Consider the following 21200-nt stretch of genomic DNA (forward strand, 5'->3'; position numbering starts at 1 on the left):
GCACTGGGCGGCTCCGCCCCCACCGTGAAGTCCGCCCCCACCGGAGAGGCCCTGGCCGCCGTCCTGCGCCCGCTCCTGGGCAGTACCGCCCTCGGCACCCGCCACACGGCGGCCGTCGTGGACGTCGCCAGCGGCAAACGCCTCTACGGCACGGGCGCCGGCACCGCCCTGACCCCCGCCTCCACCACCAAGATCGCCACCGCCGTCGCCGCCCTGTCCGCCCTCGGCGCCGACCACCGCCTCACCACGCGCACCGCCCTGGAACCCGACACCAGGGAGCTCGTCCTGGTCGGCGGCGGCGACCCCACGCTCACCGCCCGCAAGGACGCCGACAACTGGGCGAGCCTGCGCGAACTGGCGGCGAAGACCGCCGCCGCCCTCAAGAAGCGCGACCTCACCACCGTCACGCTCTCCTACGACAAGACCCTCTACGCGGGCCCCGAGATCCACCCGATCGGGGTCAACGACAACCTGGCCCCCGTCACCGCCCTGATGGTGGACGAGGCCCGCACCGACGACTCGACCAGCGGCCCCGTCGCGCGCGTGAGCGACCCGGCCGCCGACGCGTCCCGCACCTTCGCGCGGTTCCTCGCGTCCCACGGCATCAGGACCACCGCCCCCGGCCCCTCCAAGGCGACCGGCCGCGCCGAGGACCTCGCCGAGGTCTCCTCCCCGCCCCTGTCCACCCTGGTCGAACGCATGCTGACCAACAGCGACAACGACATCGCAGAGGCCCTGGCCCGCCAGACCGCGGTCGCGGCCAAGAAGCGCGCCGACTTCGACGGTGGCGGCGAAGCCATCCGCGACCGACTGGCGAAACTCGGACTCCCGCTCGCCGGCGCCGACTTCCACGACGGCAGCGGACTCGACCGCGCCGACCGGCTCACCGCGAACCTCCTGACGTCCCTGCTGGTGAAGGCGGGCGACCCCCACCACCCGGAGCTGCGCCCGGTCCTCACCGGCCTCCCGGTGGCCGGCTTCACCGGCACCCTGACCAGCCGTTACACCGACGGCGCGGCAGGCGTCGTACGGGCCAAGACCGGAACCCTGACCGGGGTGAACACCCTGGCCGGGACGGTCGTCGACCAGGACGGGCGGCTGCTGGCCTTCGCGTTCCTGACCTCGGACACCACGGATCCGGCGGCGGCCCAGAGCGCGCTCGACCGGACGGCCTCGGCGCTGGCCGCCTGCGGCTGCGGCTGACCCGGCGTCCGCGTTGCCCTCCCGCGCGGCCTGCCCCAAGCGGGAGGGCTCACGTACGGTTGACGCATGACGAGCATCGGTGGTGCTGCTTCTTCTCAGATGGTCGACTGGAACCTCGCGGTGGCGACCGCGACCCGTCTCGTACGGCCGGGCCCGGAGGTGAGCCGCGACGAGGCCCGGGCCGTCGTCGCGGAACTGCGCCGGCACGCCAAGGCCTCGGAGGAACACGTCCGCGGCTTCACCCGACTGGGGACGGAAGGCGTCCACGACACCCCCGTGCTCGTCGTCGACCGCCCCGGCTGGGTCCGGGCGAACGTCGCCGGCTTCCGGGAACTGCTCAAACCCCTCCTGGAGAAGATGCAGGAGCGGCGCGGCAACACCCCCGGCGGCGCGGTCCTGGGCGCCGTCGGCGGCAAGGTCACCGGCGTCGAACTCGGCATGCTGCTGTCGTTCCTGTCGTCCCGCGTCCTCGGCCAGTACGAGACCTTCGCCCCGGCCACCCGCGAACTCCCCGCCGGGGAGAACGGCGGCGGCCGGCTCCTCCTCGTCGCCCCCAACATCGTCCACGTCGAACGCGAACTCGACGTCCAGCCCCACGACTTCCGCCTCTGGGTCTGCCTGCACGAGGAGACCCACCGCACCCAGTTCACGGCCGTGCCCTGGCTGCGCGACCACCTGGAGGGCGAAATCCAGTCGTTCCTGGGGGAGACCGAGGTCGACCCCATGACCGTCCTGGAGCGCATCCGCGAGGCCGCCCAGTCGCTGGCCGGCGGCCGGCCCGAGGGCGAGGAGGACGACGACGGCGGGCGCTCGCTCGTCGAGATCGTGCAGACCCCGGCCCAGCGGGAGATCCTCGGCCGCCTCACCGCCGTGATGTCCCTCCTGGAGGGCCACGCCGACTTCGTCATGGACGGAGTGGGCCCGGCCGTCGTGCCGAGCGTCGCCGAGATCCGCGAGAAGTTCCAGCAGCGGCGGGCCAAGGGCGCCTCCCGCCTGGACATGGCCCTGCGCAAGCTCCTCGGCCTGGACGCCAAGCTCCGCCAGTACCGCGACGGCGAACGCTTCGTGCGGGCCGTCGTCGACGAGGTCGGCATGGACGGCTTCAACCGCGTGTGGACCTCCCCGAACACCCTCCCGACCAAGTCGGAGATCGCCAAACCGGCGGACTGGGTCGCGCGGGTGCACCGCAGGGCCGAGTCGTGAACCCCGTACGAACGTCGTGAGAGGAATCCGGCCGACGGCAGGCGAACGCCCCTTCAATCACCCGTCCGAGGGACCGTGAGCCATGGGTAGGCGTGCAATGCTCGGGGAACGCCCCGGTTCTGTCACCATCTACACACTCTGAGTGACCGAACCTCGGGGCTCACCCCCCGAAAACTTCATGAAGGGAACCGGACATGGGTCCCCATCCTGCGGTCGCGGCGATACGCCTGGCGGTCCGCCGCGTCCTCCACGACCTCCTCACCGACCAGCACGCCTCAGCCGACCGGCCTGCGCACGAGCGACCCCCCTCACCGCTCGTCCTCGTGGCCTGCTCCGGCGGCGCCGACTCCATGGCCCTCGCCTCCGCCCTCGCCTTCGAGGCCCCCAAGCTCGGCCTCCGCGCCGGCGGCGTCACCGTCGACCACGGCCTCCAGCCCGGCTCCGACCTGCGCGCCGAGGAAGTCGTCCTCAGGCTCCGCGAACTCGGCCTGGACCCCGTCGAGTCCACCGCCGTGACCGTCGGCCGCGAAGGCGGACCCGAGGCCGCCGCACGGGACGCCCGCTACGCCGCCCTCGACGCCGCCGCCGAACGCCACGGCGCGATCGCCGTCCTGCTCGGCCACACCCGCGACGACCAGGCCGAGACCGTCCTGCTCGGCCTCGCCCGCGGTTCCGGCATCCGCTCCCTGTCCGGCATGGCCGCGGTCTCGGGGGCCGACGGCCGTTACCGGCGCCCCTTCCTCGGACTCGACCGGCAGACCGCCCGCAAGGCCTGCATGGTCCAGTCCCTGCCCGTCTGGGACGACCCGCACAACACCGACCCCGCCTACACGCGCTCCCGGCTGCGCCACGAAGGCCTGCCCGCCCTGGAGAAGGCCCTCGGCAAAGGAGTCGTCGAGGCCCTCGCCCGCACGGCCCAGCTCTCCCGCGACGACGCCGACGCCCTCGACACCTGGGCCCGCCAGGCCGAGGCCTCCGTCCGCGACGCGGCCGGCCTCCTGGAGTGCGCCAAGCTCTACGCGCTGCCGCCCGCCGTGCGCCGCCGCGTCCTGCGCCAGGCGGCCATCGAGGCCGGCGCCCCGGCCGGATCGCTGTTCGCCCGCCACATCGAGGAAGTCGACCGGCTGATCACCGGCTGGCGCGGCCAGGGGGCCATCAATCTCCCCGGCAAGGTCGTCGCCCAGCGGCAGGGTGGCAGACTGGTGATTCGGCAAGGCTGAATCCCCGCCCCCTCCGGGGGGCGACGGACAGCTGGTGTGACGACCGAAAGTGATGCGGGTGGACGCGAAAGACATGGGTGCCGACCTCAAAGAGGTACTCATCACCAAGGAAGAGATCGACGCGAAGCTCGTGGAGCTCGCCGCGAAGATCGACGCGGAGTACGCGGGCAAGGACCTGCTGATCGTCGGCGTCCTCAAGGGCGCGGTGATGGTCATGGCCGACCTCGCCCGGGCGCTGTCCACCCCCGTCACGATGGACTGGATGGCCGTGTCCTCCTACGGCGCGGGCACCCAGTCCTCCGGCGTGGTGCGGATCCTCAAGGACCTCGACACCGACATCAAGGGCCGGCACGTCCTGATCGTCGAGGACATCATCGACTCCGGCCTGACCCTGTCCTGGCTGCTGTCCAACCTCGGCTCGCGCGAGCCGGAGTCGCTCAAGGTGTGCACCCTGCTGCGCAAGCCGGACGCCGCCAAGGTCGCCATCGACGTCGAGTGGGTCGGCTTCGACATCCCCAACGAGTTCGTCGTCGGCTACGGTCTCGACTACGCCGAGAAGTACCGCAACCTCCCGTTCGTCGGTACGCTCGCGCCCCACGTCTACGGCGGCTGACCGTGGCTGCAGCGCCCGCTGAGCCAACAGAGCCGTCTTTGTAGGACGAACGGGAACCCTCGCGGGTTTCGCGCCGTTGGAGCATGCAGACGGGTGCGCCAGCCCTCCCGTGCGGCTTCGGGCGACGATGCTGGGGTACCGTCAGAAGAACTGTCTTATCAAACTCACTATGGCAGGAGGGACGGGGCGGCACCGCTCCGTATGGATGGACGTGAAGCGATACTTCCGTGGGCCGGTCATGTGGATCGTGCTGGCCGTCCTTGCCGTGGTCGTGTTGATGCAGGTCGTCGGCTCGTCCGGCGGCTACAAGACGGTGGACACCGGCCAGGTCGTCCAGGCGATCAATGACAACAAGGTCGAACAAGCCAAGCTGACCACCGGCGACGAGAACACCATCAAGGTGCAGCTCAAGGACGGCGAAAAGGTCGAGGGCAGCTCGAAGATCCAGGCGAGCTACATCGGCGACCAGGGCGTGACCATCGCCAACACGCTGCAGACCAAGTTCCAGGACAAGCAGATCCCCGACGGGTACACCGTCTCGCCGACGAAGCAGAACGCCTTCGTCGGGATCCTGCTCTCCCTGCTCCCCTTCGTCCTCATCGTGGTCGTCTTCCTGTTCCTGATGAACCAGATGCAGGGCGGCGGCTCCCGGGTCATGAACTTCGGGAAGTCCAAGGCGAAGCTCATCACCAAGGACACCCCGAAGACGACGTTCTCGGACGTCGCCGGCTCGGACGAGGCCGTCGAGGAGCTCCAGGAGATCAAGGAGTTCCTCCAGGAACCGGCGAAGTTCCAGGCGGTCGGGGCCAAGATCCCCAAGGGCGTACTGCTGTACGGCCCCCCCGGCACCGGCAAGACCCTGCTCGCGCGCGCCGTCGCGGGCGAGGCGGGCGTGCCGTTCTACTCGATCTCCGGTTCCGACTTCGTCGAGATGTTCGTCGGTGTCGGTGCCTCCCGAGTCCGTGACCTGTTCGAGCAGGCCAAGGCGAACGCCCCGGCGATCGTTTTCGTCGACGAGATCGACGCGGTCGGCCGCCACCGCGGCGCCGGCCTCGGCGGCGGTCACGACGAGCGCGAGCAGACGCTGAACCAGCTGCTCGTCGAGATGGACGGCTTCGACGTCAAGGGCGGCGTGATCCTCATCGCCGCGACGAACCGGCCCGACATCCTCGACCCGGCCCTCCTGCGCCCCGGCCGCTTCGACCGCCAGATCGCGGTCGACCGCCCGGACATGCAGGGCCGTCTGGAGATCCTCAAGGTCCACCAGAAGGGCAAGCCGGTCGCGCCCGACGTCGACCTGTCGGCCGTCGCGCGTCGCACGCCGGGCTTCACCGGCGCGGACCTGAGCAACGTCCTCAACGAGGCCGCCCTGCTCACCGCCCGCAGCGACAAGAAGCTGATCGACAACTCCATGCTGGACGAGGCGATCGACCGTGTGGTGGCGGGCCCGCAGAAGCGGACCCGGATCATGTCGGACAAGGAGAAGAAGATCACCGCGTACCACGAGGGCGGACACGCCCTGGTCGCGGCGGCCTCCCCGAACTCCGACCCGGTCCACAAGATCACGATCCTCTCCCGAGGCCGTGCCCTTGGCTACACCATGGTCCTGCCGGACGAGGACAAGTACTCGACCACCCGCAACGAGATGCTCGACCAGCTCGCCTACATGCTGGGCGGTCGCGCCGCCGAGGAACTGGTCTTCCACGACCCGACCACCGGCGCCGCGAACGACATCGAGAAGGCCACGGCGACGGCCCGGGCGATGGTCACGCAGTACGGCATGACCGAGCGCCTCGGCGCCATCAAGTTCGGCGGCGACAACACCGAGCCGTTCCTCGGACGTGAGATGGCTCACCAGCGCGACTACTCGGAAGAGGTCGCCGCGCTGGTCGACGAAGAGGTCAAGAAGCTCATCGAGAACGCGCACAACGAGGCCTGGGAGATCCTGGTCGAGAACCGCGACGTCCTCGACAACCTGGTGCTCCAGCTCCTGGAGAAGGAGACGCTGGGCAAGGAGGAGATCGCCGAGATCTTCGCCCCCATCGTCAAGCGTCCGCCGCGGCCGGCCTGGACCGGTTCCTCCCGGCGTACGCCCTCCACCCGTCCGCCGGTGCTCTCCCCCAAGGAGCTCGCACTGACGAACGGCGCCAACGGCGCGACCCCGGCGATCACCACCGCCAAGGCCACCGCGTCGGAGCAGGCCACGGACGCGGTTCCCGAGGAGCGCCCTGAGAGCTGACGCTCACCCGTCCCGCGCCGGTGAGCTGACCGGGCCCGGAATGGATGCCGCGCCCCCCAGGTTTTAGCCTGGGGGGTCGCGGCGTTTTTCGGCCGCGAGGACTCTAGGAACGAGGCACCAGATGACCGACCCCGTGACGCTGGACGGCGAGGGCTCCATCGGCGAGTTCGACGAGAAGCGCGCCGAGAACGCCGTACGCGAACTCCTGATCGCGGTCGGCGAGGACCCGGACCGCGAGGGCCTCCGGGAGACGCCGGGGCGGGTGGCGCGGGCGTACAAGGAGATATTCGCCGGGCTGTGGCAGAGGCCCGAGGACGTGCTGACCACGACGTTCGACCTGGGGCACGACGAGATGGTGCTCGTGAAGGACATCGAGGTGTACTCGACCTGTGAGCACCATCTCGTGCCGTTCCGGGGTGTCGCCCACGTTGGATACATTCCAGCCACCAGCGGCAAGATCACGGGGCTGTCGAAGCTGGCCCGGCTCGTGGACGTCTACGCCCGTCGGCCGCAGGTGCAGGAACGACTCACCACGCAGATCGCTGACTCCCTGATGGAGATCCTGGAGCCACGCGGCGTGATCGTCGTCGTGGAGTGCGAGCACATGTGCATGTCGATGCGGGGGATCCGCAAGCCCGGCGCCAAGACGCTCACCTCGGCCGTGCGAGGCCAGCTCCGGGACGCGGCGACGCGGAACGAGGCGATGAGCCTCATCATGGCCCGCTGACGCGTCACCCCGACGGCGCCGTCCGTCACGCGGTGGACGGAGACCCCGTGTTCCGGTCGTCGTCCTCCGGGAGTTTGCAGACGCGCTCCAGGAAGATCGCCGCCGCTATCACGGCGATGCCCGCGAGGACCGAGAAGCCGGCGTAGATGGCCTGGTCGCGGCGGGCGGGGATGTCGAGGGACTCCAGGAGGAAGACGCCGGTGCCGCCGTACATGCCGGAGACCAGGGCGGCGACCAGGGCGCTGGACTGGCCGAAGACGACCGCGCGGGCCGCCATCAGGGGGTCGACGCCCTTCGCCTCGGGGCGGCGCTCGCGCTGGGCCTTGAGGCGGGCGCGGAGGGAGAGCGCCGTGGCCACGAGGACCACGGCGATCAGGGCGAGGACGATGGGGGCGGCCAGCGGGACGCTGGGCAGGGTCCCGATCGAGTTCCACAGGCGGGCGCCCGCCCAGGACAGGATCCCGGCCACGGCGAACACGCCGGCCAGCAGCCTGATGCGCAGCTCTCTCACGGTGCCCCTTCAGCTCCCCCGAGGTCCCTGGGCGGTCCCACGGACGGTGGTCGTGTTGACCTTAACGGCTATTCGGGCAGCCGGAGTTCCAGGTCCTTGCGGGGTTCCACGCCGGTTCGCTCGACGGTGTCGAGGAGGGCGGCGACCGGGCCGCGACCCGGGAGCTGGGCCTCGGGGTCCACGTCGTGCCAGGGGACGAGCACGAACGCGCGCTCGTGGGCGCGGGGGTGGGGCAGGGTGAGGGCCGGGTCGTCGGAGACCACCTCGGCGTACGTGACGATGTCGACGTCGAGGGTGCGCGGGCCCCAGCGCTCGTCCCGCACCCGGTTGAAGGCCTCCTCGACCGCGTGGGCCCGCTCCAGCAGGGAGGACGGGGGGAGCGTGGTCTTCACCACGACGACCGCGTTGAAGTACGACGGCTGGCTGTCGGCGGCCACGCCCCACGGCTCCGTCTCGTAGACCGGCGAGACGGCCTTCACGCGGACACCCGGCGTGTCCTCCAGGGCGTCGACGGCCCCCTGGAGGGTCTCCAGGCGGTTGCCGAGGTTGGAGCCGAGGGAGAGCACGGCGCGCCGGGGGTTGTGGAGGGTGGTGTCGGCGGCGTCCACCCGCTGCACGACGGAGGCGGGCACCGGCTGTACGGTCGGGTCGCTGTGACCCGCGGCGAAGGACGCGGTCATACTCGGCTCCGGGTGATGGTGACGGTCACGTCGTCGAAGGGCACGGTGATCGGTGCTTCGGGTTTGTGGACCCTGACCTCGACCTCCTCTACCCGTTCGTGCTTCAGACAGGCCTGGGCGATGCGCTCGGCGAGTGTCTCGATGAGGTCGACGGGCTCGCCCTCGACGACGGCCACGACCTCCTCCGCCACGATGCCGTAGTGCACGGTCTTGGTCAGGTCGTCGTCGGCGGCGGCCGGCCGCGTGTCCAGACCGAGGACGAGGTCCACGACGAAGGTCTGGCCCTCCCGCCGCTCCTCGGGGAACACACCGTGGTGCCCGCGGGCCTTCAGGCCGCGCAGCGCGACACGATCCACGCGAATCACTCCTGCAATCGTCGGTGACGGCCGGTCCGTACCGTGTGCGGGCGGTACGCCGGCCTCGAACGAATCTACCTGCGAGCACTGACACGGCCGGGCCACGGGGGCGCGGGCCGGTGCCGGTCCGGGAGGTTTCACCGGGTGTTTCCCCGGGGGAACCCGGCGGCTCACGGGTTGGTAGCCGCCCATACCCAGGGGTTCGTGATTCCAACCACTTCTTGGTCCCGTCGGGTCAGGACGGGGTTTCCTCGTCCTCGTCCTCGCCGTTCTCGGCCAGCACCGGGGAGGCGTGGTGGGACCACAGCTTCCAGCCCTCGGAGGTGCGGCGGAACACGTTCGTGGCGACCACGAGCTGCCCGACGAGCGGGCCGAGCTCCTCGCCGCCCTCGGGTGCCGGGCCGCCGCTGAGGATGTTCTCGGTGCAGGTGACCAGGGCGGTGTCGCCGGTGACGGAGACGTGCACGTCGGTGAGGAAGAACTGGATGTAGTCCGTGTTCGCCATGATCAGCGCGTACGACCGCAGGACCTCGCCGCGTCCGGTCAGCACGGGCCAGCCGGGGTGCACGCAGGAGACCACGCCGACGTCCGCCGGGTCGTGGTAGGTCTCGTCGACGCCGAGGTCGGCGGGGGTGAGCCAGAGCGAGGAGAGCTCCTCGAAGTCGCCGCGCTCCAAGGCCTCGTAGAAGGCGGTGTTGGCGGCTTCCACCTGCTCCACGTCGGTGTGGGGGGCGCTCACCGGGCTCCTTCCGCGCTGTTGTCCGCCGTGCGCGCCTCGGCGGTGCGCGCTCCTTCCACGGCGCGGGCGACCCGTACCGCGTCGGCCGTGGCGCGCACCTCGTGCACGCGCACCGCCCATGCGCCGGCGTGCGCGGCGAGGGCGGAGACGGCGGCGGTGGCGGCGTCGCGCTCGCGCGCGGGCGGCGGGGCACCCTCGGGGCCGGCGAGGACCCGGCCGAGGAAGCGTTTGCGGGAGGCGGCGACGAGGAGGGGGTGGCCGAGGCCGAGGAGGCGGTCGAGGTGGGCGAGGAGGACCAGGTCGTGCTCGGCGTCCTTGGAGAAGCCGAGGCCCGGGTCGACGACGACGCGGTCGGGGGAGATGCCGCCCGCGAGGACGGCGTCCACGCGCGCGTGGAGTTCGTCGACGACCTCGGCGACGACGTCGGCGTAGACGCCCCGGACGTTGCCGCCCTCCAGGAAGCCGCGCCAGTGCATGACGACGAAGGGGGCGCCCGCGTCGGCGACGACCGGGATCATCGCGGGGTCGGCGAGGCCGCCGCTGACGTCGTTGACGAGGGCGGCGCCGGCGGCGAGGGCCTGTTCGGCGACGGAGGCGCGCATGGTGTCGACGGAGACGGTGACGCCCTCGGCGGCCAGCCCGCGGACGACGGGGATGACACGCCGGAGCTCCTCGGCCTCGTCGACGCGGGTGGCGCCGGGGCGGGTGGACTCGCCGCCGACGTCGACGAGGTCGGCGCCCTCCTCGACGAGGGCGAGGCCGTGCTTGACGGCGGCCGTCGTGTCGAACCAGCGGCCGCCGTCGGAGAAGGAGTCGGGGGTGACGTTCACGACTCCCATGACCGCGCAGCGGTCCCATTCCGGAAGACCGGCGACGCGCCCGCGTCCGCTCTGCTTGCTCATGCGTTCAGCCTAGGCCCCGCACGGAGCCGGAGAAGCGTGTGGCCCGGAGCGAGCGGTCATGCGGCTCTGACGTCCCGCTCTCCGACGACGTGGGCACACGCGCGTGCGGTGTGCGAGCGGCGGCGCAGGAAGCGCGGCAGCGGCAGGGCGAGGTTGACGAAGCCCTCGGCCTGCATGGCGGCGAAGCCGATGCGCGGGAGGTCGCCGGAGGCCCGGTAGACGACGAAGCGGGGCTCCCAGCGGGGCTGGAACTTCGCGTTGAACTTGTACAGGGACTCGATCTGGAACCAGCGGGACAGGAAGACAAGCAGGCCCCGCCAGGCGCGCAGCACCGGGCCTGCGCCGATCTTCTCGCCACGCGCGAGGGCGGAGCGGAACATCGCGAAGTTCAGCGACACGCGCGTGATGCCGAACCGGGGGGCGGCCTGGAGGGCGGCGACGATCAGCAGTTCGTTCATGCCGGGGTCGGCGGCGCGGTCCCGGCGCATGAGGTCGAGGGAGGCGCCGTCGGTGCCCCAGGGCACGAAGTGGAGGATCGCCTTGAGGTCGCCGTACGGGCCGGGCTGGTCGTCCGCCTTGTGGGCGGTGGCGATGAGGCAGTCGCCGTCGGCGAGGTCGCCGATGCGGCCCAGGGCCATCGAGAAGCCGCGCTCGGTGTCGGTGCCGCGCCAGTCGTCGGCGGCCTGCCGGATGCGCTCCAGCTCGGTCTCCCCGAGGTCACGGACGCGCCGTACCCGGGTCTCGTAACCGGCCCGCTCGATGCGCTTGACCATCTGGCGGACGTTGCGCATCGCGCGGCCGGCGAGCGAGAAATCCGCGACGTCCACCACCGCCTCGTCGCCCAGTTCGAGGGCGTCCAGGCCGGTCTCGCGGGTCCAGACCTCGCCGCCGGTCTCCGAGCAGCCCATGACGGCGGGCGTCCAGGAGTGCGCCTTGGCCTCGTCCATGAAGCGCTCGATGGCGCCGGGCCAGGCCTCCACGTCGCCGATCGGGTCGCCGCTGGCGAGCATCACACCGGAGACGACACGGTAGGTCACCGCCGCCTTGCCGCTGGGGGAGAAGACGACGGCCTTGTCGCGGCGCAGCGCGAAGTGGCCGAGGGAGTCGCGGCCGCCGTGCTTGGCCAGCAGCGCCCGCAGGCGGGACTCGTCCTCCTCGGTGAGGTGCGCGGCGGGGTGCTCGGGACGGAAGGCGAGGTAGATCGTGGTGATCGCGGTGAGCAGGCCCAGGGCGCCCAGGGAGGCGCCGACGGTCCACGAGGTGTCGCCCTGGTAGTCGACGGGGCCCTCGAAGCCGACGAGGCCGTACAGGACGTGCGTGATGCGGTCGGCCAGGCTCGGGTCGCCGACCAGGCGGTTGGGGTGGACGCTGACGATGATCAGCCCGAGGACGAGGGAACCGGCGCCCATGAGGACGAAGTTGGCGAGCGCGCGCCAGCGGCTGCGCGGGTCGGGCAGTGCCCTGAACTGGTCGCGGTGGCGCAGCAGCGGTGCGAGCAGGGCGAGCGAGATGGCCGCGCCGAGCAGGGAGTGGCGGTAGGTGAACTGCGCCAGCGCGCCCGCGGGAAGCAGTGCCACGGCCGCCCGCCAGGCCCGGCGCTTGTGGCGCCTGAGGCCGTGGGCGAGCAGCAGCAACAGCACTCCGGCGCTGAGCGAGAGCGCGGCCGCGAACGGGCCGAGCGCGCCGGGCAGTACCTCGGCCAGGGTGTGCATGCGGCTGTGCCGGAAGCGCGGGAAGACGCCGGCGGCGATGTCCAGAAGACCTACGAGCGCGCAGGCTCTGGCGACGAGGACGGGGACGGCCTCGGGGCGCGGTCCGTGCAGTGCACGCCGCAGCCGTGTTGATCGGATCGGAACCCCGCCCGACATTTCCTCATCTGTCCTGACAGACATCGCATCCCGTGGTTCTGCGAGTGACTTTGGATCCGGAGCCCTGATTCGGGCATCCGGCGACATTGCGCCCTCTAGGACGGTGTCTCGTGAGGAGAGGTTCACTCAGCTCCTCAAAGCCGTTTCAAAGGCCGAGGAAAGCGAAAGCAAGCAATGGGTCTCACGAGCAACAACACGCTGGTGCTGGCGGTCCTGGCCGCCGTGGCCGTGTTCACCGGCACGGTGTGGCTCTGGCCACGGCTGGCGCGCCGGGGCTGGCGGTCCGTCAGCGGGCGTGTCGGGCTGTTGCTCTCGACCCAGCTCCTGATCTTCGTGTCGGTGGGGCTGGCCGCCAACCAGGCTTTCGGGTTCTACGCCTCCTGGGCCGACCTGTTCGGGCGGGAGACCGACATGGGCGTGGTGGTCGACCACACCCCGGGCAAGCGGTCGAGCGGGCCGCTGCGGGTGACCGAGGTCGGGGACGTGCCCGGCAGGGGCGGCTTCCGGCCGTCGTCGGTCGGGCAGGTCCAGAAGGTCGAGATCGTCGGCCGCACGAGCCGCATCGCGAGTCCCGCGTACGTCTATCTGCCGCCGGAGTATTTCCAGGCGCGCTATCAGGCGCGCACCTTCCCGGCGGCCGTCGTGCTCACCGGTTATCCGGGCACCGCGAGAGCACTGGTGGACAAACTCCACTATCCGCGCACGGCTCTGGAACTCACCAGGGACGGCCGTATGCAGCCGATGATCCTGGTGATGCTGCGGCCGACGGTGGCGCCGCCGCGCGACACCGAGTGCGCGGACGTTCCGGACGGTCCGCAGACCGAGTCGTTCTTCGCGAAGGATCTTCCGGAAGCGGTGACCGAGCACTACAGGGTGGGCAGGAAACCGGGGAGCTGGGGGATCATCGGGGACTCCACGGGCGGCTACTGCGCGCTGAAACTCGCCATGCACCACCCGGCGGTCTACGCCGCGGGGGCGGGCCTGTCGCCGTACTACAACGCGCCCGTGGACGCGACGACGGGCGATCTCTTCCACGGCGACAAGGCGCTGCGCGGCCGCGCCGACCTGTGGTGGTGCCTCAAGCACCTGCCCGCCCCGGACACCTCACTGCTCGTCAGCAGCAGCAAGGTGGGCGAGTCGAACTACAAGGACACCCTGAAGTTCATAGAGCGCGTGAAGGCGACGGGAACGACACGGATCTCGTCGATCATCCTCGAAAGCGGCGGCCACAACTTCAACACCTGGCGGCGGGAGATCCCGGCGACCCTGGAGTGGGTGAGCGGGCGGCTCGGCGGCGATCAGCGAGCGATGAGCGAGCGATGAGCGGTCGTTGAGTGATCGTTGCGTGATCAATACGCCGAATTCGGCGGGAGTGCCGATTCCTGATGTCGTGTGAACACTGCGGGGTGGCTGTGTTTTTACGGGGCGGGGCACCACGGTTCGCCTACTCGCGGTAAGTTTCTGGCCATGCCACGTGGACGTCACCGCCATTCCCCGCCTTTGCACAGACTGCTTCCTCCGTCGGCGATCGCAGGCGTCTCCCTCGTCTGCGCCTTCGGCCCCTGGGTGTTCTCGCAGCAGGCCGTGCTGCGCGTGATAGCCGCGTTCGCCGCGGCGGTCGCGGTGGTCGGGGCGGCCGTCATGCGCCGTTGGGACGCACAGGCGGGCAAGCAGGTCGCCGACCTCACGCGCGCGCGTGCGAGCGACGAGTGGCGGCACGAGGAGCGGGTCGCCGAACTCGAGACCGACCTCGAGGAGTCGCGGGAGCTGCGCGTCAAGCTGGAGCAGCGGCTGCGGGCGAAGCGCGCGGAGCTGGCGGGCCTGCGCAACGAACACGCGGCGCTGCTGCGGCGGTACGCCACGGCGGAGACCGAGCGGGCGAGCGCCCTGGAGGGCCGCCGGCTGCTGGAGATAGAGGCCGCCCCCGCGCGTGCGCTGCCGCCGGGGGAGCCGGTCGACGGGCAGGCCGAGGCGGTGGCTGCCGAGGACGGGCCCGGGAACGAGACCCCGGCGGGGCAGAAGGCCGAGGTGGCCGCGAAGGCTGCCGGGTCCGCGGAGGGCGCCGGGTCCGCGGAGGGTTCGGACGCGTCCGAGAAGGACCCGGAGCGGCCCGCGATCTTCTCCCCGGAGGGTTCCCGGCTGTTCCTGCGGGCGAACGCGGCACTGAAGCGGCTCGACGAGGGCGGCGACGGGGCCCTCAGGACGAAGCCCGGGACGGAGGCCGTGACGAAGCCCGAGGCCGACCCCGTGGCGGAGGCGGGCTCCAAGGACGAGTCGGACTCCAAGGGGCGGTCGGCGAAGGCCGGTTCTGTCGCGGCGAACACCGCCGGTACCGGGGCGGAGGCCGCGCAGGAGGACGAGGCGCGGGGGAAGCCCGAGGCGGCCGACGGGCATGAGCACGCGGCCGCCTCCACCACGGCGACAGCCACCTCACCGCAGCAGCCCGCCGGGCACTTCATCGCGCCGACCGCGGTGGCGGTCGTGCCCTCGGCTCCCGTGCGGCGCCCGCGGGTCGAGGGCGGGTTCGACTTCTTCGGCACGAAGTCGGGGGCCTCGCGCGACGCGCTGGAGGCCGTGCAGAACGAGGACCTCGCCGACGTCGTCGGCCAGGAGGCGCTCGCCCTGCACAAGGCCGAGTCGGAGGCGGAGTTCAAGCCGGCCGACGAGGAGTCGCGGGGCATCGGCCAGGTCATCGACCTGACGGCCCACGACGAGACGGAGCAGATCGACATGCAGGGGCTGCGCAGCGCCGTCTCCTGACGGACGCGCGGGTGCGTGGAGGCGAGACGACGGGCGACGAGCGACGGGCACGGTCAGACCATCCAACGGTCGGGCCGTGCCCCTTTCCGTCCCGTCCGCGACCTCTCCGCCTGCGCCCCGAGCAGTACCGCGGCCTCCTGGGCGTCCCTGAGACGGGCCGTGACGGTCTTGTTCGCCCCCGTGTCCACCTGCACGTCGGCGACCCGCCACAACCGCTCCCAGGGCCCCTGCGTGAGCCGTACGCTCTGGACCTTCGCGTGCGGGACGAGCGCCAGGCTGCGGCGCAGCAGTCCCCGTCGCGAGGCGAACACCGCGTCGGTGACGGCGAGTCCGTGGCCGCGCCACCACAGGGGCACGCACCGCCCGGCCCGCCGCGGGGGACGCGACAGCGCCGACGGAGGCGGTACGACGACCCCGGGCAGCACGCGCGCGACGACCGCCTCGGCGACCTCGCGCGGGGCGACGGGCACCAGCACAGAGTTGGAGGAGCCGGCGACGTCCAGCTCGACCCGCACCCAGTCGCGCCGCCGCCACAGCAGGGGCTGCACGATCCGCACGGTCTGCACCCGCCCCGGCGGCACCGTCTCGTGGGTGCGGTCCAGGAGCCCGTGGTCGATGCGCAGCCCGTCCGGGGACTCGCCCACCGTCCAGTCGTACTCGGTGACGAACCGCCCCACGCTGCTCGCCCCCGCCGCGCCCAGCAGCGGTACGGCGGTCGCGAGGACCGTCCACAGGCTGTGGGTGGCCCACCACAGCAGCGACGGCACGACGAGGGCGGCGACCAGGCTGAGCCAGGTGGCACCCGTCAGCACGAGGGAGAGGGCCAGATCGCGCGGAGGCGTGCGCAGCAGCTCGCGCGCCGGGGCCTCACCGACCTCGTGGGCGGTCTCGGGGGCGAACCCGGCGGCGCGGGCGAGGAGTTCAGCGCGCAGGGCCCGCGCCTCGCGCTCCCCGAGGAAGGCCAGTTCGTCCTTCTTGTCGGTGCCGACGACGTCCAGGCGGAGCTTCGCGACGCCCGCCACGCGCGCGAGGAGCGGCTGGGTGACGTCGACCGCCTGGATCCGCTCCAGCCGGATGTGCGCGGTGCGCCGGAACAACAGACCGGTCCGGATGCGCAGTTCGGTGTCGGTCACCGCGAAATGGGTGAACCACCAGGTCAGGAAGCCGTAGAGGGCGGCGGCCGGGACGATGACGGCGAGGGCGAGCAGCAGCGTGGTGGTCGTGAGCCGGGTCAGCTGGCGTTGCGCCTGGTCGGGGTCGTGCACCGCCCACCCGATGACGACGGCGACCGGCGCCCACGCCCGCCTGAGCGGCGTTATGGGATGCAGCCGCCGCTCGGCGAGGCGTTCCTCGTGGGGTTTCTCCTGTACGGCGTCGTCCACGCCCGGCGCTGTCACAGGCCCGCCGATCGGGCCTCGCCGAGCTCGGTGAGCCGGTCGCGCAGCCGCTCCGCCTCGGCCGGGTCGAGGCCGGGGATGGTCGCGTCGGTCGCCGCGGCGGCGGTGTGGAGCTGGACGCTGGCCAGCCCGAAGTGCCGTTCCACGGGCCCGGAGGTGACCTCCACGAGCTGCATCCGGCCGTACGGCACGACGGTCTCCTCGCGCCACAGCACGCCCCGGCTGATCAGCAGGTCGTCGGCGCGCTCGGCGTAGCGCCAGGAGCGCCAGTTGCGGCCGAGCAGCACCCAGCCCCAGCCGGCCAGGGCGAGCGGCAGCAGCGCGAACGCGGCCCAGGGCGCCCCGCACAGCAGCCCGAGCAGCAGCCCCAGGCCTACCGCGAGCAGTCCCAGCCACACCACCAGCAACAGCCGCCGCATCCGCAGCAGCCCCCGCGGCAGCCCGGTCCACACCGGTTCGGCCCCGGCGACTTCCGTGTCCCGCCCGCTCCCCGTCTCCATGAGGCCAGCGTACGTAGGACAGACTGTGTCCATGACTCCTACGACGGAGACCACGGTCGGCATCGGCGGCGCCGCGGAGAGCACCGACATGGTGCTCAACATCGGACCGCAGCACCCGTCCACCCACGGCGTGCTGCGCCTGCGGCTGGTCCTGGACGGCGAGCGCATCGTGAGCGCCGAGCCGGTGATCGGCTACATGCACCGGGGCGCCGAGAAGCTCTTCGAGGCGCGTGACTACCGCCAGATCATCATGCTGGCCAACCGCCACGACTGGCTGTCGGCCTTCTCCAACGAGCTGGGCGTCGTCCTCGCCGTGGAGCGCATGCTCGGCATGGAGGTCCCGCAGCGGGCCGTGTGGACGCGCACGCTGCTCGCCGAGCTCAACCGGGTGCTGAACCACCTGATGTTCCTCGGCTCGTACCCCCTGGAGCTGGGCGGCATCACCCCGGTCTTCTACGCGTTCCGGGAGCGGGAGGTCCTCCAGAACGTCATGGAGGAGGTCTCCGGCGGCCGGATGCACTACATGTTCAACCGCGTCGGCGGCCTCAAGGAGGACCTGCCGGCCGGCTGGGCCACGCGCGCGCGTGCCGCCGTCTCCGCCGTGCGCTCGCGCATGGACCGCTTCGACGACCTGGTGCTCGGCAACGAGATCTTCCGCGGGCGCACCAGGGACGTGGGCGTCCTCGCCCCGGGGACCGTCCACGCGTACGGCGTCAGCGGGCCCGTCGCGCGCGCCTCGGGCGTCGACTTCGACCTGCGCCGCGACGAGCCGTATCTCGCCTACGGGGAGCTCCAGGACACCCTGAAGGTGGTCACGCGGCAGGAGGGCGACTGCCTGGCCCGCTTCGAGGTTCTCCTGGAGCAGACCCACAACGCCCTCGACCTCGCCGACGCCTGCCTGGACCGGCTCGCCGAGCTGCCGCCCGGGCCGATCAACCAGCGCCTGCCCAAGGTCCTCAAGGCCCCCGAGGGGCACACGTACGCGTGGACCGAGAACCCGCTCGGCATCAACGGCTACTACCTCGTCAGCAAGGGCGAGAAGACCCCGTACCGGCTCAAGCTGCGCTCGGCCTCGTACAACAACATCCAGGCGCTGGTGGAGCTGCTGCCGGGCACGCTGGTCGCCGACATGGTGGCGATCCTGGGGTCACTGTTCTTCGTGGTCGGGGACATCGACAAGTAGGCCGTCGGCCGGTACGCCGTCGCCCGGCAGGCCCTCGACCGGTACGCCGTCGACGCCGACGGGCTGGAGGAGCCAGCCGAAGTCGCCGAGTCCGCCCGCCGCGGTGAGCTCGGCGGCCTCCCCCGCGCGCGCGAGGGCGCGTACGTACTCGGCGGGGTGCGTGGACGCCAGCGAGAGCGGGGGGCGCGCGCCCGCGATGCCCAGGGTGCGCAGGGCCTCGCGCTGGGTCAGCACCTGCCCTCCGGGCAGCGCGCACGCGTCCAGCGCCACATGGGCCGTGAGGTCGCACGTCCCGTCCGGCACGGGTGCGCACTCGCGGCCCTCGCGGAAGCCGGTGAGCGTCCCGAAGAGGGGGCGCGTGGACGCCGTGTGGGCGTAGTCGACGGCCACCGCGAGCCCCCGCGCGACTGTCGCGACCGCGGCGGCCCACGCCTCGTCGCGGGGCAGGCCGATCTCGGCGCGCAGTCCTTCCTCGGCCGGCAGCGGCCACCACCGCTCCAGCCACCCGGCCTCCGCACCCGCGACCGGTTCCCCGAGACGTTCGTGGCCGTCGCGGCGTACCAGGACCCGTCGCGGTACGCCCGAGGAGTCCGTCTCGGCGATCTCCACGGGTACGTTGTCCAGCCATTCGTTGGCGAACAGCAGCCCGATGATGTCCTCCGGCGGCTCGGACCGCCACTCGATCCGGTGATCGAGGGCGGCGGGGCGGCCGGCGACCTCGACGGCGTACACGCGCGTGCGGGCGGTCACCTCCGCCGGCAGGGCGGCGAGGACGCCGGCGGCCAGCTCGCCCCGCCCCGCGGCTATGTCGACGAAGTCGAGCCGGGCGGGCCGGCCGAGCGCCTCGTCGAGGCGGCACAGCAGCCGGGCCACGGCCTCCGCGAACATCGGGGAGGCGTGCACGGACGTACGGAAGTGTCCGGCGGGCCCCTCCGGCCTGCGGTAGAAGCCGCCCGGGCCGTAGAGAGCGGCCTCGATGGCGGCCCGCCAGCCGGTCCAGCCGTCCGTCGTGTCATTGGTCACGCGGTCAGGCTAGGCGCACCGGGGAACAGGGCCTCCACCTTGGGGAGTACGCGCGGGCGGTACGGATCGGTCCTCCGGTTGACCCCTGCACACATCACGCTTCCCTACGCTGGGTTACGTGCAGCGCCTCTATGACTTCCTCCGCAGGCACCCGACCGGGGTCGACGTCTTCTGGGCCGTCTTCCTGCTCGGGATCTCGCTCGCGAGCGAAACCGCCCGTGGGGAGTCCCGGGGGACCCACTCCCCGATGGCGATCATCCCGGTCGTCCTGCTGCTGTGCGTGGTGATCGCGCTGCGCCGGCGCATGCCGGAGCGCATGCTGCTGCTGGCCATCGGGCTCGGCGTGGCGCAGGTCGTGCTGGACGTGGAGACCACCCCCGCCGACTTCGCCTTCCTGGTGATCGTCTACACCGTGGCCGCCACGGGCACCCGCTGGGCGTCCCGGCTGGCGCTGACGATCGGCCTGTGCGCCGCCCCCGTCGCGCAGTTGCGCTGGCCGAACGAGAACTCCGGCGCGCTCGGCAACGTCGCGATCATGATCTTCCAGACGGTGCCGTTCGCCCTGGCCTGGGTGCTCGGCGACTCGATCCGCACCCGCCGCGCCTACTTCGCGCAGCTGGAGGAGCGCAACGCCCGCCTGGAGAAGGAGCGCGAGGCGCAGGCCAAGGTCGCCGTCGCCGCCGAGCGCGCCCGTATCGCCCGCGAACTGCACGACGTCGTCGCGCACAACGTCTCCGTCATGGTCGTCCAGGCCGACGGCGCCGCCTATGTCCTCGACGCCGCGCCCGACCAGGCCAAGAAGGCCCTGGAGACCATCTCGTCCACCGGCCGCCAGGCCCTCGCCGAGATGCGCCGCCTGCTGGGCGTGCTGCGCACCGGCGAACACCAGGAGGGCGGCGAGTACGTCCCGCAGCCCGACGTCGAGCAGATCGAGGACCTCGTCCAGCAGTGCCGCGGCTCCGGGCTCCCCGTCGACTTCAAGATCGAGGGCACCCCGCGCCCGCTGCCCAGCGGCGTCGAGCTCACCGCGTACCGCATCGTGCAGGAGGCGCTCACCAACACGCGCAAGCACGGCGGGCCGAACGCGGGTGCGAGCGTGCGCCTGGTCTACTTCGACGACGGCCTCGGCCTGCTCGTCGAGGACGACGGCAAGGGCGCCCCGCACGAGCTGTACGAGGAGGGCGGCGCCGACGGAGCGGGCCACGGTCTGATCGGCATGCGCGAGCGGGTGGGCATGGTCGGCGGCACCCTGGACGCGGGCCCCCGCCCCGGCGGAGGATTCCGCATCAGCGCACTGCTCCCGCTCAAACCAGCGCATTGACGCCGACACGCGCCCCCTGTTGACACCTGTCACGCCCCCCTGGCGACCTGCGTACGACCCCGAGGAAACGGAAGAGGCCCCATGACGATCCGCGTGATGCTCGTCGACGACCAGGTGCTGCTGCGCACCGGGTTCCGGATGGTGCTGGCGGCCCAGCCGGACATGGAGGTCGTCGCGGAGGCGGGGGACGGCGTGGAGGCCCTCCAGGTGCTGCGCTCGACCGCCGTGGACGTGGTCCTGATGGACGTCCGCATGCCGAAGCTCGACGGTGTGGAGACCACCCGCCGCATCTGCTCGGAGCCCGACCCGCCGAAGGTGCTGATCCTGACCACCTTCGACCTCGACGAGTACGCCTTCTCCGGGCTGAAGGCGGGCGCCTCCGGCTTCATGCTCAAGGACGTGCCCCCCGGCGAACTGCTCACCGCGATCCGCTCGGTGCACAGCGGTGACGCCGTGGTCGCCCCCTCCACGACCCGGCGCCTGCTCGACCGGTTCGCTCCCATGCTGCCCACCACCGGCAAGGAGCCCCAGCACGCGGAACTGGAGCGGCTCACCGGCCGTGAGCGCGAGGTCATGGTGCTGGTCGCGCAGGGCCTGTCCAACGGCGAGATCGCGGCCCGGCTGGTGCTGTCCGAGGCGACGGTGAAGACCCACGTCGGCCGCATCCTGACCAAGCTGGGCCTCCGGGACCGGGTGCAGGTGGTGGTCCTCGCCTACGAGACGGGGCTGGTGCGCGCGGGCGGGCAGGGCTGAGA

The 21200-nt window shown here is 71.9% G+C and carries 20 protein-coding genes; 11 read left to right on the plus strand and 9 right to left on the minus strand.

Annotated elements, in window-relative coordinates; all coding sequences use genetic code 11:
- From dacB to folE, 6 genes are all read left to right on the plus strand, one after another.
- The coding region (gene dacB, locus AOJ26_RS03535; RefSeq protein WP_053846683.1) for a D-alanyl-D-alanine carboxypeptidase/D-alanyl-D-alanine-endopeptidase at window positions 1-1203 on the plus strand (1203 nt) is incomplete at its 5' end.
- Between the two features lie 66 nt (window positions 1204-1269).
- The gene (locus AOJ26_RS03540) at window positions 1270-2406 is read left to right on the plus strand and encodes a zinc-dependent metalloprotease (RefSeq protein ID WP_053846684.1); all 1137 of its coding nucleotides are present in this window, start codon (window positions 1270-1272) and stop codon (window positions 2404-2406) included.
- 194 nt (window positions 2407-2600) lie between these two features.
- Window positions 2601-3626, plus strand: coding sequence for a tRNA lysidine(34) synthetase TilS (tilS, locus tag AOJ26_RS03545; protein WP_053846685.1), 1026 nt, complete (start codon window positions 2601-2603; stop codon window positions 3624-3626).
- A 52-nt stretch (window positions 3627-3678) separates the two neighbouring features.
- Window positions 3679-4239 (plus strand): hypoxanthine phosphoribosyltransferase, encoded by a 561-nt coding sequence (gene hpt, locus AOJ26_RS03550; protein ID WP_020122574.1) that lies wholly within the window; start codon window positions 3679-3681, stop codon window positions 4237-4239.
- Window positions 4240-4444: 205 nt separating this feature from the next.
- Window positions 4445-6478 carry an ATP-dependent zinc metalloprotease FtsH gene (gene ftsH / locus AOJ26_RS03555; RefSeq protein ID WP_053846686.1) on the plus strand — a complete coding sequence of 678 codons (2034 nt, stop codon included), beginning with the start codon at window positions 4445-4447 and terminating at the stop codon, window positions 6476-6478.
- A gap of 121 nt (window positions 6479-6599) precedes the next feature.
- Window positions 6600-7205 (plus strand): GTP cyclohydrolase I FolE, encoded by a 606-nt coding sequence (folE, locus tag AOJ26_RS03560; RefSeq protein WP_053846687.1) that lies wholly within the window; start codon window positions 6600-6602, stop codon window positions 7203-7205.
- A gap of 25 nt (window positions 7206-7230) precedes the next feature.
- Here folE and AOJ26_RS03565 read toward each other — a convergent pair whose 3' ends face one another.
- The 6 genes from AOJ26_RS03565 to AOJ26_RS03590 form a co-directional block, all read right to left on the minus strand.
- Window positions 7231-7716: a DUF3180 domain-containing protein gene (locus tag AOJ26_RS03565; RefSeq protein WP_053846688.1), complete on the minus strand. Its 486-nt coding sequence runs from the start codon at window positions 7714-7716 to the stop codon at window positions 7231-7233.
- A gap of 68 nt (window positions 7717-7784) precedes the next feature.
- A complete protein-coding gene (folK, locus tag AOJ26_RS03570) occupies window positions 7785-8396 on the minus strand; it encodes a 2-amino-4-hydroxy-6-hydroxymethyldihydropteridine diphosphokinase (protein WP_053846689.1) in 612 nt (203 codons plus the stop codon).
- The gene (folB, locus tag AOJ26_RS03575; RefSeq protein WP_053846690.1) at window positions 8393-8752 is read right to left on the minus strand and encodes a dihydroneopterin aldolase; all 360 of its coding nucleotides are present in this window, start codon (window positions 8750-8752) and stop codon (window positions 8393-8395) included. Before folB ends, folK begins: the two co-directional genes overlap by 4 nt.
- 235 nt (window positions 8753-8987) lie before the next feature.
- Complete coding sequence (locus AOJ26_RS03580; RefSeq protein ID WP_053846691.1) at window positions 8988-9491, minus strand: nuclear transport factor 2 family protein; 504 nt, start codon at window positions 9489-9491, stop codon at window positions 8988-8990.
- Window positions 9488-10393, minus strand: a complete 906-nt coding sequence (gene folP, locus AOJ26_RS03585; RefSeq protein ID WP_053846692.1) for a dihydropteroate synthase — start codon at window positions 10391-10393, stop codon at window positions 9488-9490. Before folP ends, AOJ26_RS03580 begins: the two co-directional genes overlap by 4 nt.
- Before the next feature lie 56 nt (window positions 10394-10449).
- Window positions 10450-12261 (minus strand): phosphatidylglycerol lysyltransferase domain-containing protein, encoded by a 1812-nt coding sequence (locus tag AOJ26_RS03590; protein ID WP_053846693.1) that lies wholly within the window; start codon window positions 12259-12261, stop codon window positions 10450-10452.
- 174 nt (window positions 12262-12435) lie between these two features.
- On the opposite strand from AOJ26_RS03590, the gene AOJ26_RS03595 reads away from it, so the two are divergent.
- Together AOJ26_RS03595 and AOJ26_RS03600 are read left to right on the plus strand one after the other, a co-directional pair.
- Window positions 12436-13584, plus strand: a complete 1149-nt coding sequence (locus tag AOJ26_RS03595; RefSeq protein WP_053846694.1) for an alpha/beta hydrolase — start codon at window positions 12436-12438, stop codon at window positions 13582-13584.
- Window positions 13585-13761: 177 nt separating this feature from the next.
- A complete protein-coding gene (locus AOJ26_RS03600; protein ID WP_053846695.1) occupies window positions 13762-15021 on the plus strand; it encodes a hypothetical protein in 1260 nt (419 codons plus the stop codon).
- A 53-nt stretch (window positions 15022-15074) separates the two neighbouring features.
- On the opposite strand, the gene AOJ26_RS03605 is transcribed toward AOJ26_RS03600, so the two are convergent.
- Window positions 15075-16418: a PH domain-containing protein gene (locus tag AOJ26_RS03605; protein ID WP_053846696.1), complete on the minus strand. Its 1344-nt coding sequence runs from the start codon at window positions 16416-16418 to the stop codon at window positions 15075-15077.
- Window positions 16415-16918, minus strand: coding sequence for a PH domain-containing protein (locus tag AOJ26_RS03610; RefSeq protein ID WP_053846697.1), 504 nt, complete (start codon window positions 16916-16918; stop codon window positions 16415-16417). Before AOJ26_RS03610 ends, AOJ26_RS03605 begins: the two co-directional genes overlap by 4 nt.
- A gap of 31 nt (window positions 16919-16949) precedes the next feature.
- Between AOJ26_RS03610 and AOJ26_RS03615 the strand changes: the two genes are divergently transcribed.
- A complete protein-coding gene (locus tag AOJ26_RS03615) occupies window positions 16950-18101 on the plus strand; it encodes an NADH-quinone oxidoreductase subunit D (RefSeq protein ID WP_053846698.1) in 1152 nt (383 codons plus the stop codon).
- Here the strand turns inward: AOJ26_RS03615 and AOJ26_RS03620 are convergent.
- Window positions 18066-19124: an SAM-dependent methyltransferase gene (locus AOJ26_RS03620; RefSeq protein WP_053846699.1), complete on the minus strand. Its 1059-nt coding sequence runs from the start codon at window positions 19122-19124 to the stop codon at window positions 18066-18068. The two genes, AOJ26_RS03615 and AOJ26_RS03620, sit on opposite strands and share 36 nt — an antisense overlap.
- Before the next feature lie 118 nt (window positions 19125-19242).
- Between AOJ26_RS03620 and AOJ26_RS03625 the strand changes: the two genes are divergently transcribed.
- Window positions 19243-20445, plus strand: coding sequence for a sensor histidine kinase (locus tag AOJ26_RS03625; protein WP_053846700.1), 1203 nt, complete (start codon window positions 19243-19245; stop codon window positions 20443-20445).
- Window positions 20446-20526: 81 nt separating this feature from the next.
- The gene (locus AOJ26_RS03630; protein ID WP_053846701.1) at window positions 20527-21198 is read left to right on the plus strand and encodes a response regulator transcription factor; all 672 of its coding nucleotides are present in this window, start codon (window positions 20527-20529) and stop codon (window positions 21196-21198) included.
- The last annotated feature ends 2 nt before the right edge of the window (window positions 21199-21200 follow it).

It is taken from the genome of Streptomyces sp. NRRL B-24085, assembly GCF_001282115.1.
Lineage (GTDB): Bacteria > Actinomycetota > Actinomycetes > Streptomycetales > Streptomycetaceae > Streptomyces.

What these genes read in the sequence shown, in the direction of transcription:
- AOJ26_RS03615 (WP_053846698.1), top strand. Translation starts at nt 16,950, where the DNA reads ATGACTCCTACGACGGAGACCACGGTCGGCATCGGCGGCGCCGCGGAG.
- tilS (WP_053846685.1), top strand. Translation starts at nt 2,601, where the DNA reads ATGGGTCCCCATCCTGCGGTCGCGGCGATACGCCTGGCGGTCCGCCGC.
- hpt (WP_020122574.1), top strand. Translation starts at nt 3,679, where the DNA reads ATGCGGGTGGACGCGAAAGACATGGGTGCCGACCTCAAAGAGGTACTC.
- folE (WP_053846687.1), top strand. Translation starts at nt 6,600, where the DNA reads ATGACCGACCCCGTGACGCTGGACGGCGAGGGCTCCATCGGCGAGTTC.
- AOJ26_RS03595 (WP_053846694.1), top strand. Translation starts at nt 12,436, where the DNA reads ATGGGTCTCACGAGCAACAACACGCTGGTGCTGGCGGTCCTGGCCGCC.
- AOJ26_RS03610 (WP_053846697.1), bottom strand. Translation starts at nt 16,918, where the DNA reads ATGGAGACGGGGAGCGGGCGGGACACGGAAGTCGCCGGGGCCGAACCG.
- AOJ26_RS03630 (WP_053846701.1), top strand. Translation starts at nt 20,527, where the DNA reads ATGACGATCCGCGTGATGCTCGTCGACGACCAGGTGCTGCTGCGCACC.
- folP (WP_053846692.1), bottom strand. Translation starts at nt 10,393, where the DNA reads ATGAGCAAGCAGAGCGGACGCGGGCGCGTCGCCGGTCTTCCGGAATGG.
- ftsH (WP_053846686.1), top strand. Translation starts at nt 4,445, where the DNA reads ATGGACGTGAAGCGATACTTCCGTGGGCCGGTCATGTGGATCGTGCTG.
- folK (WP_053846689.1), bottom strand. Translation starts at nt 8,396, where the DNA reads ATGACCGCGTCCTTCGCCGCGGGTCACAGCGACCCGACCGTACAGCCG.
- AOJ26_RS03540 (WP_053846684.1), top strand. Translation starts at nt 1,270, where the DNA reads ATGACGAGCATCGGTGGTGCTGCTTCTTCTCAGATGGTCGACTGGAAC.
- AOJ26_RS03590 (WP_053846693.1), bottom strand. Translation starts at nt 12,261, where the DNA reads ATGTCGGGCGGGGTTCCGATCCGATCAACACGGCTGCGGCGTGCACTG.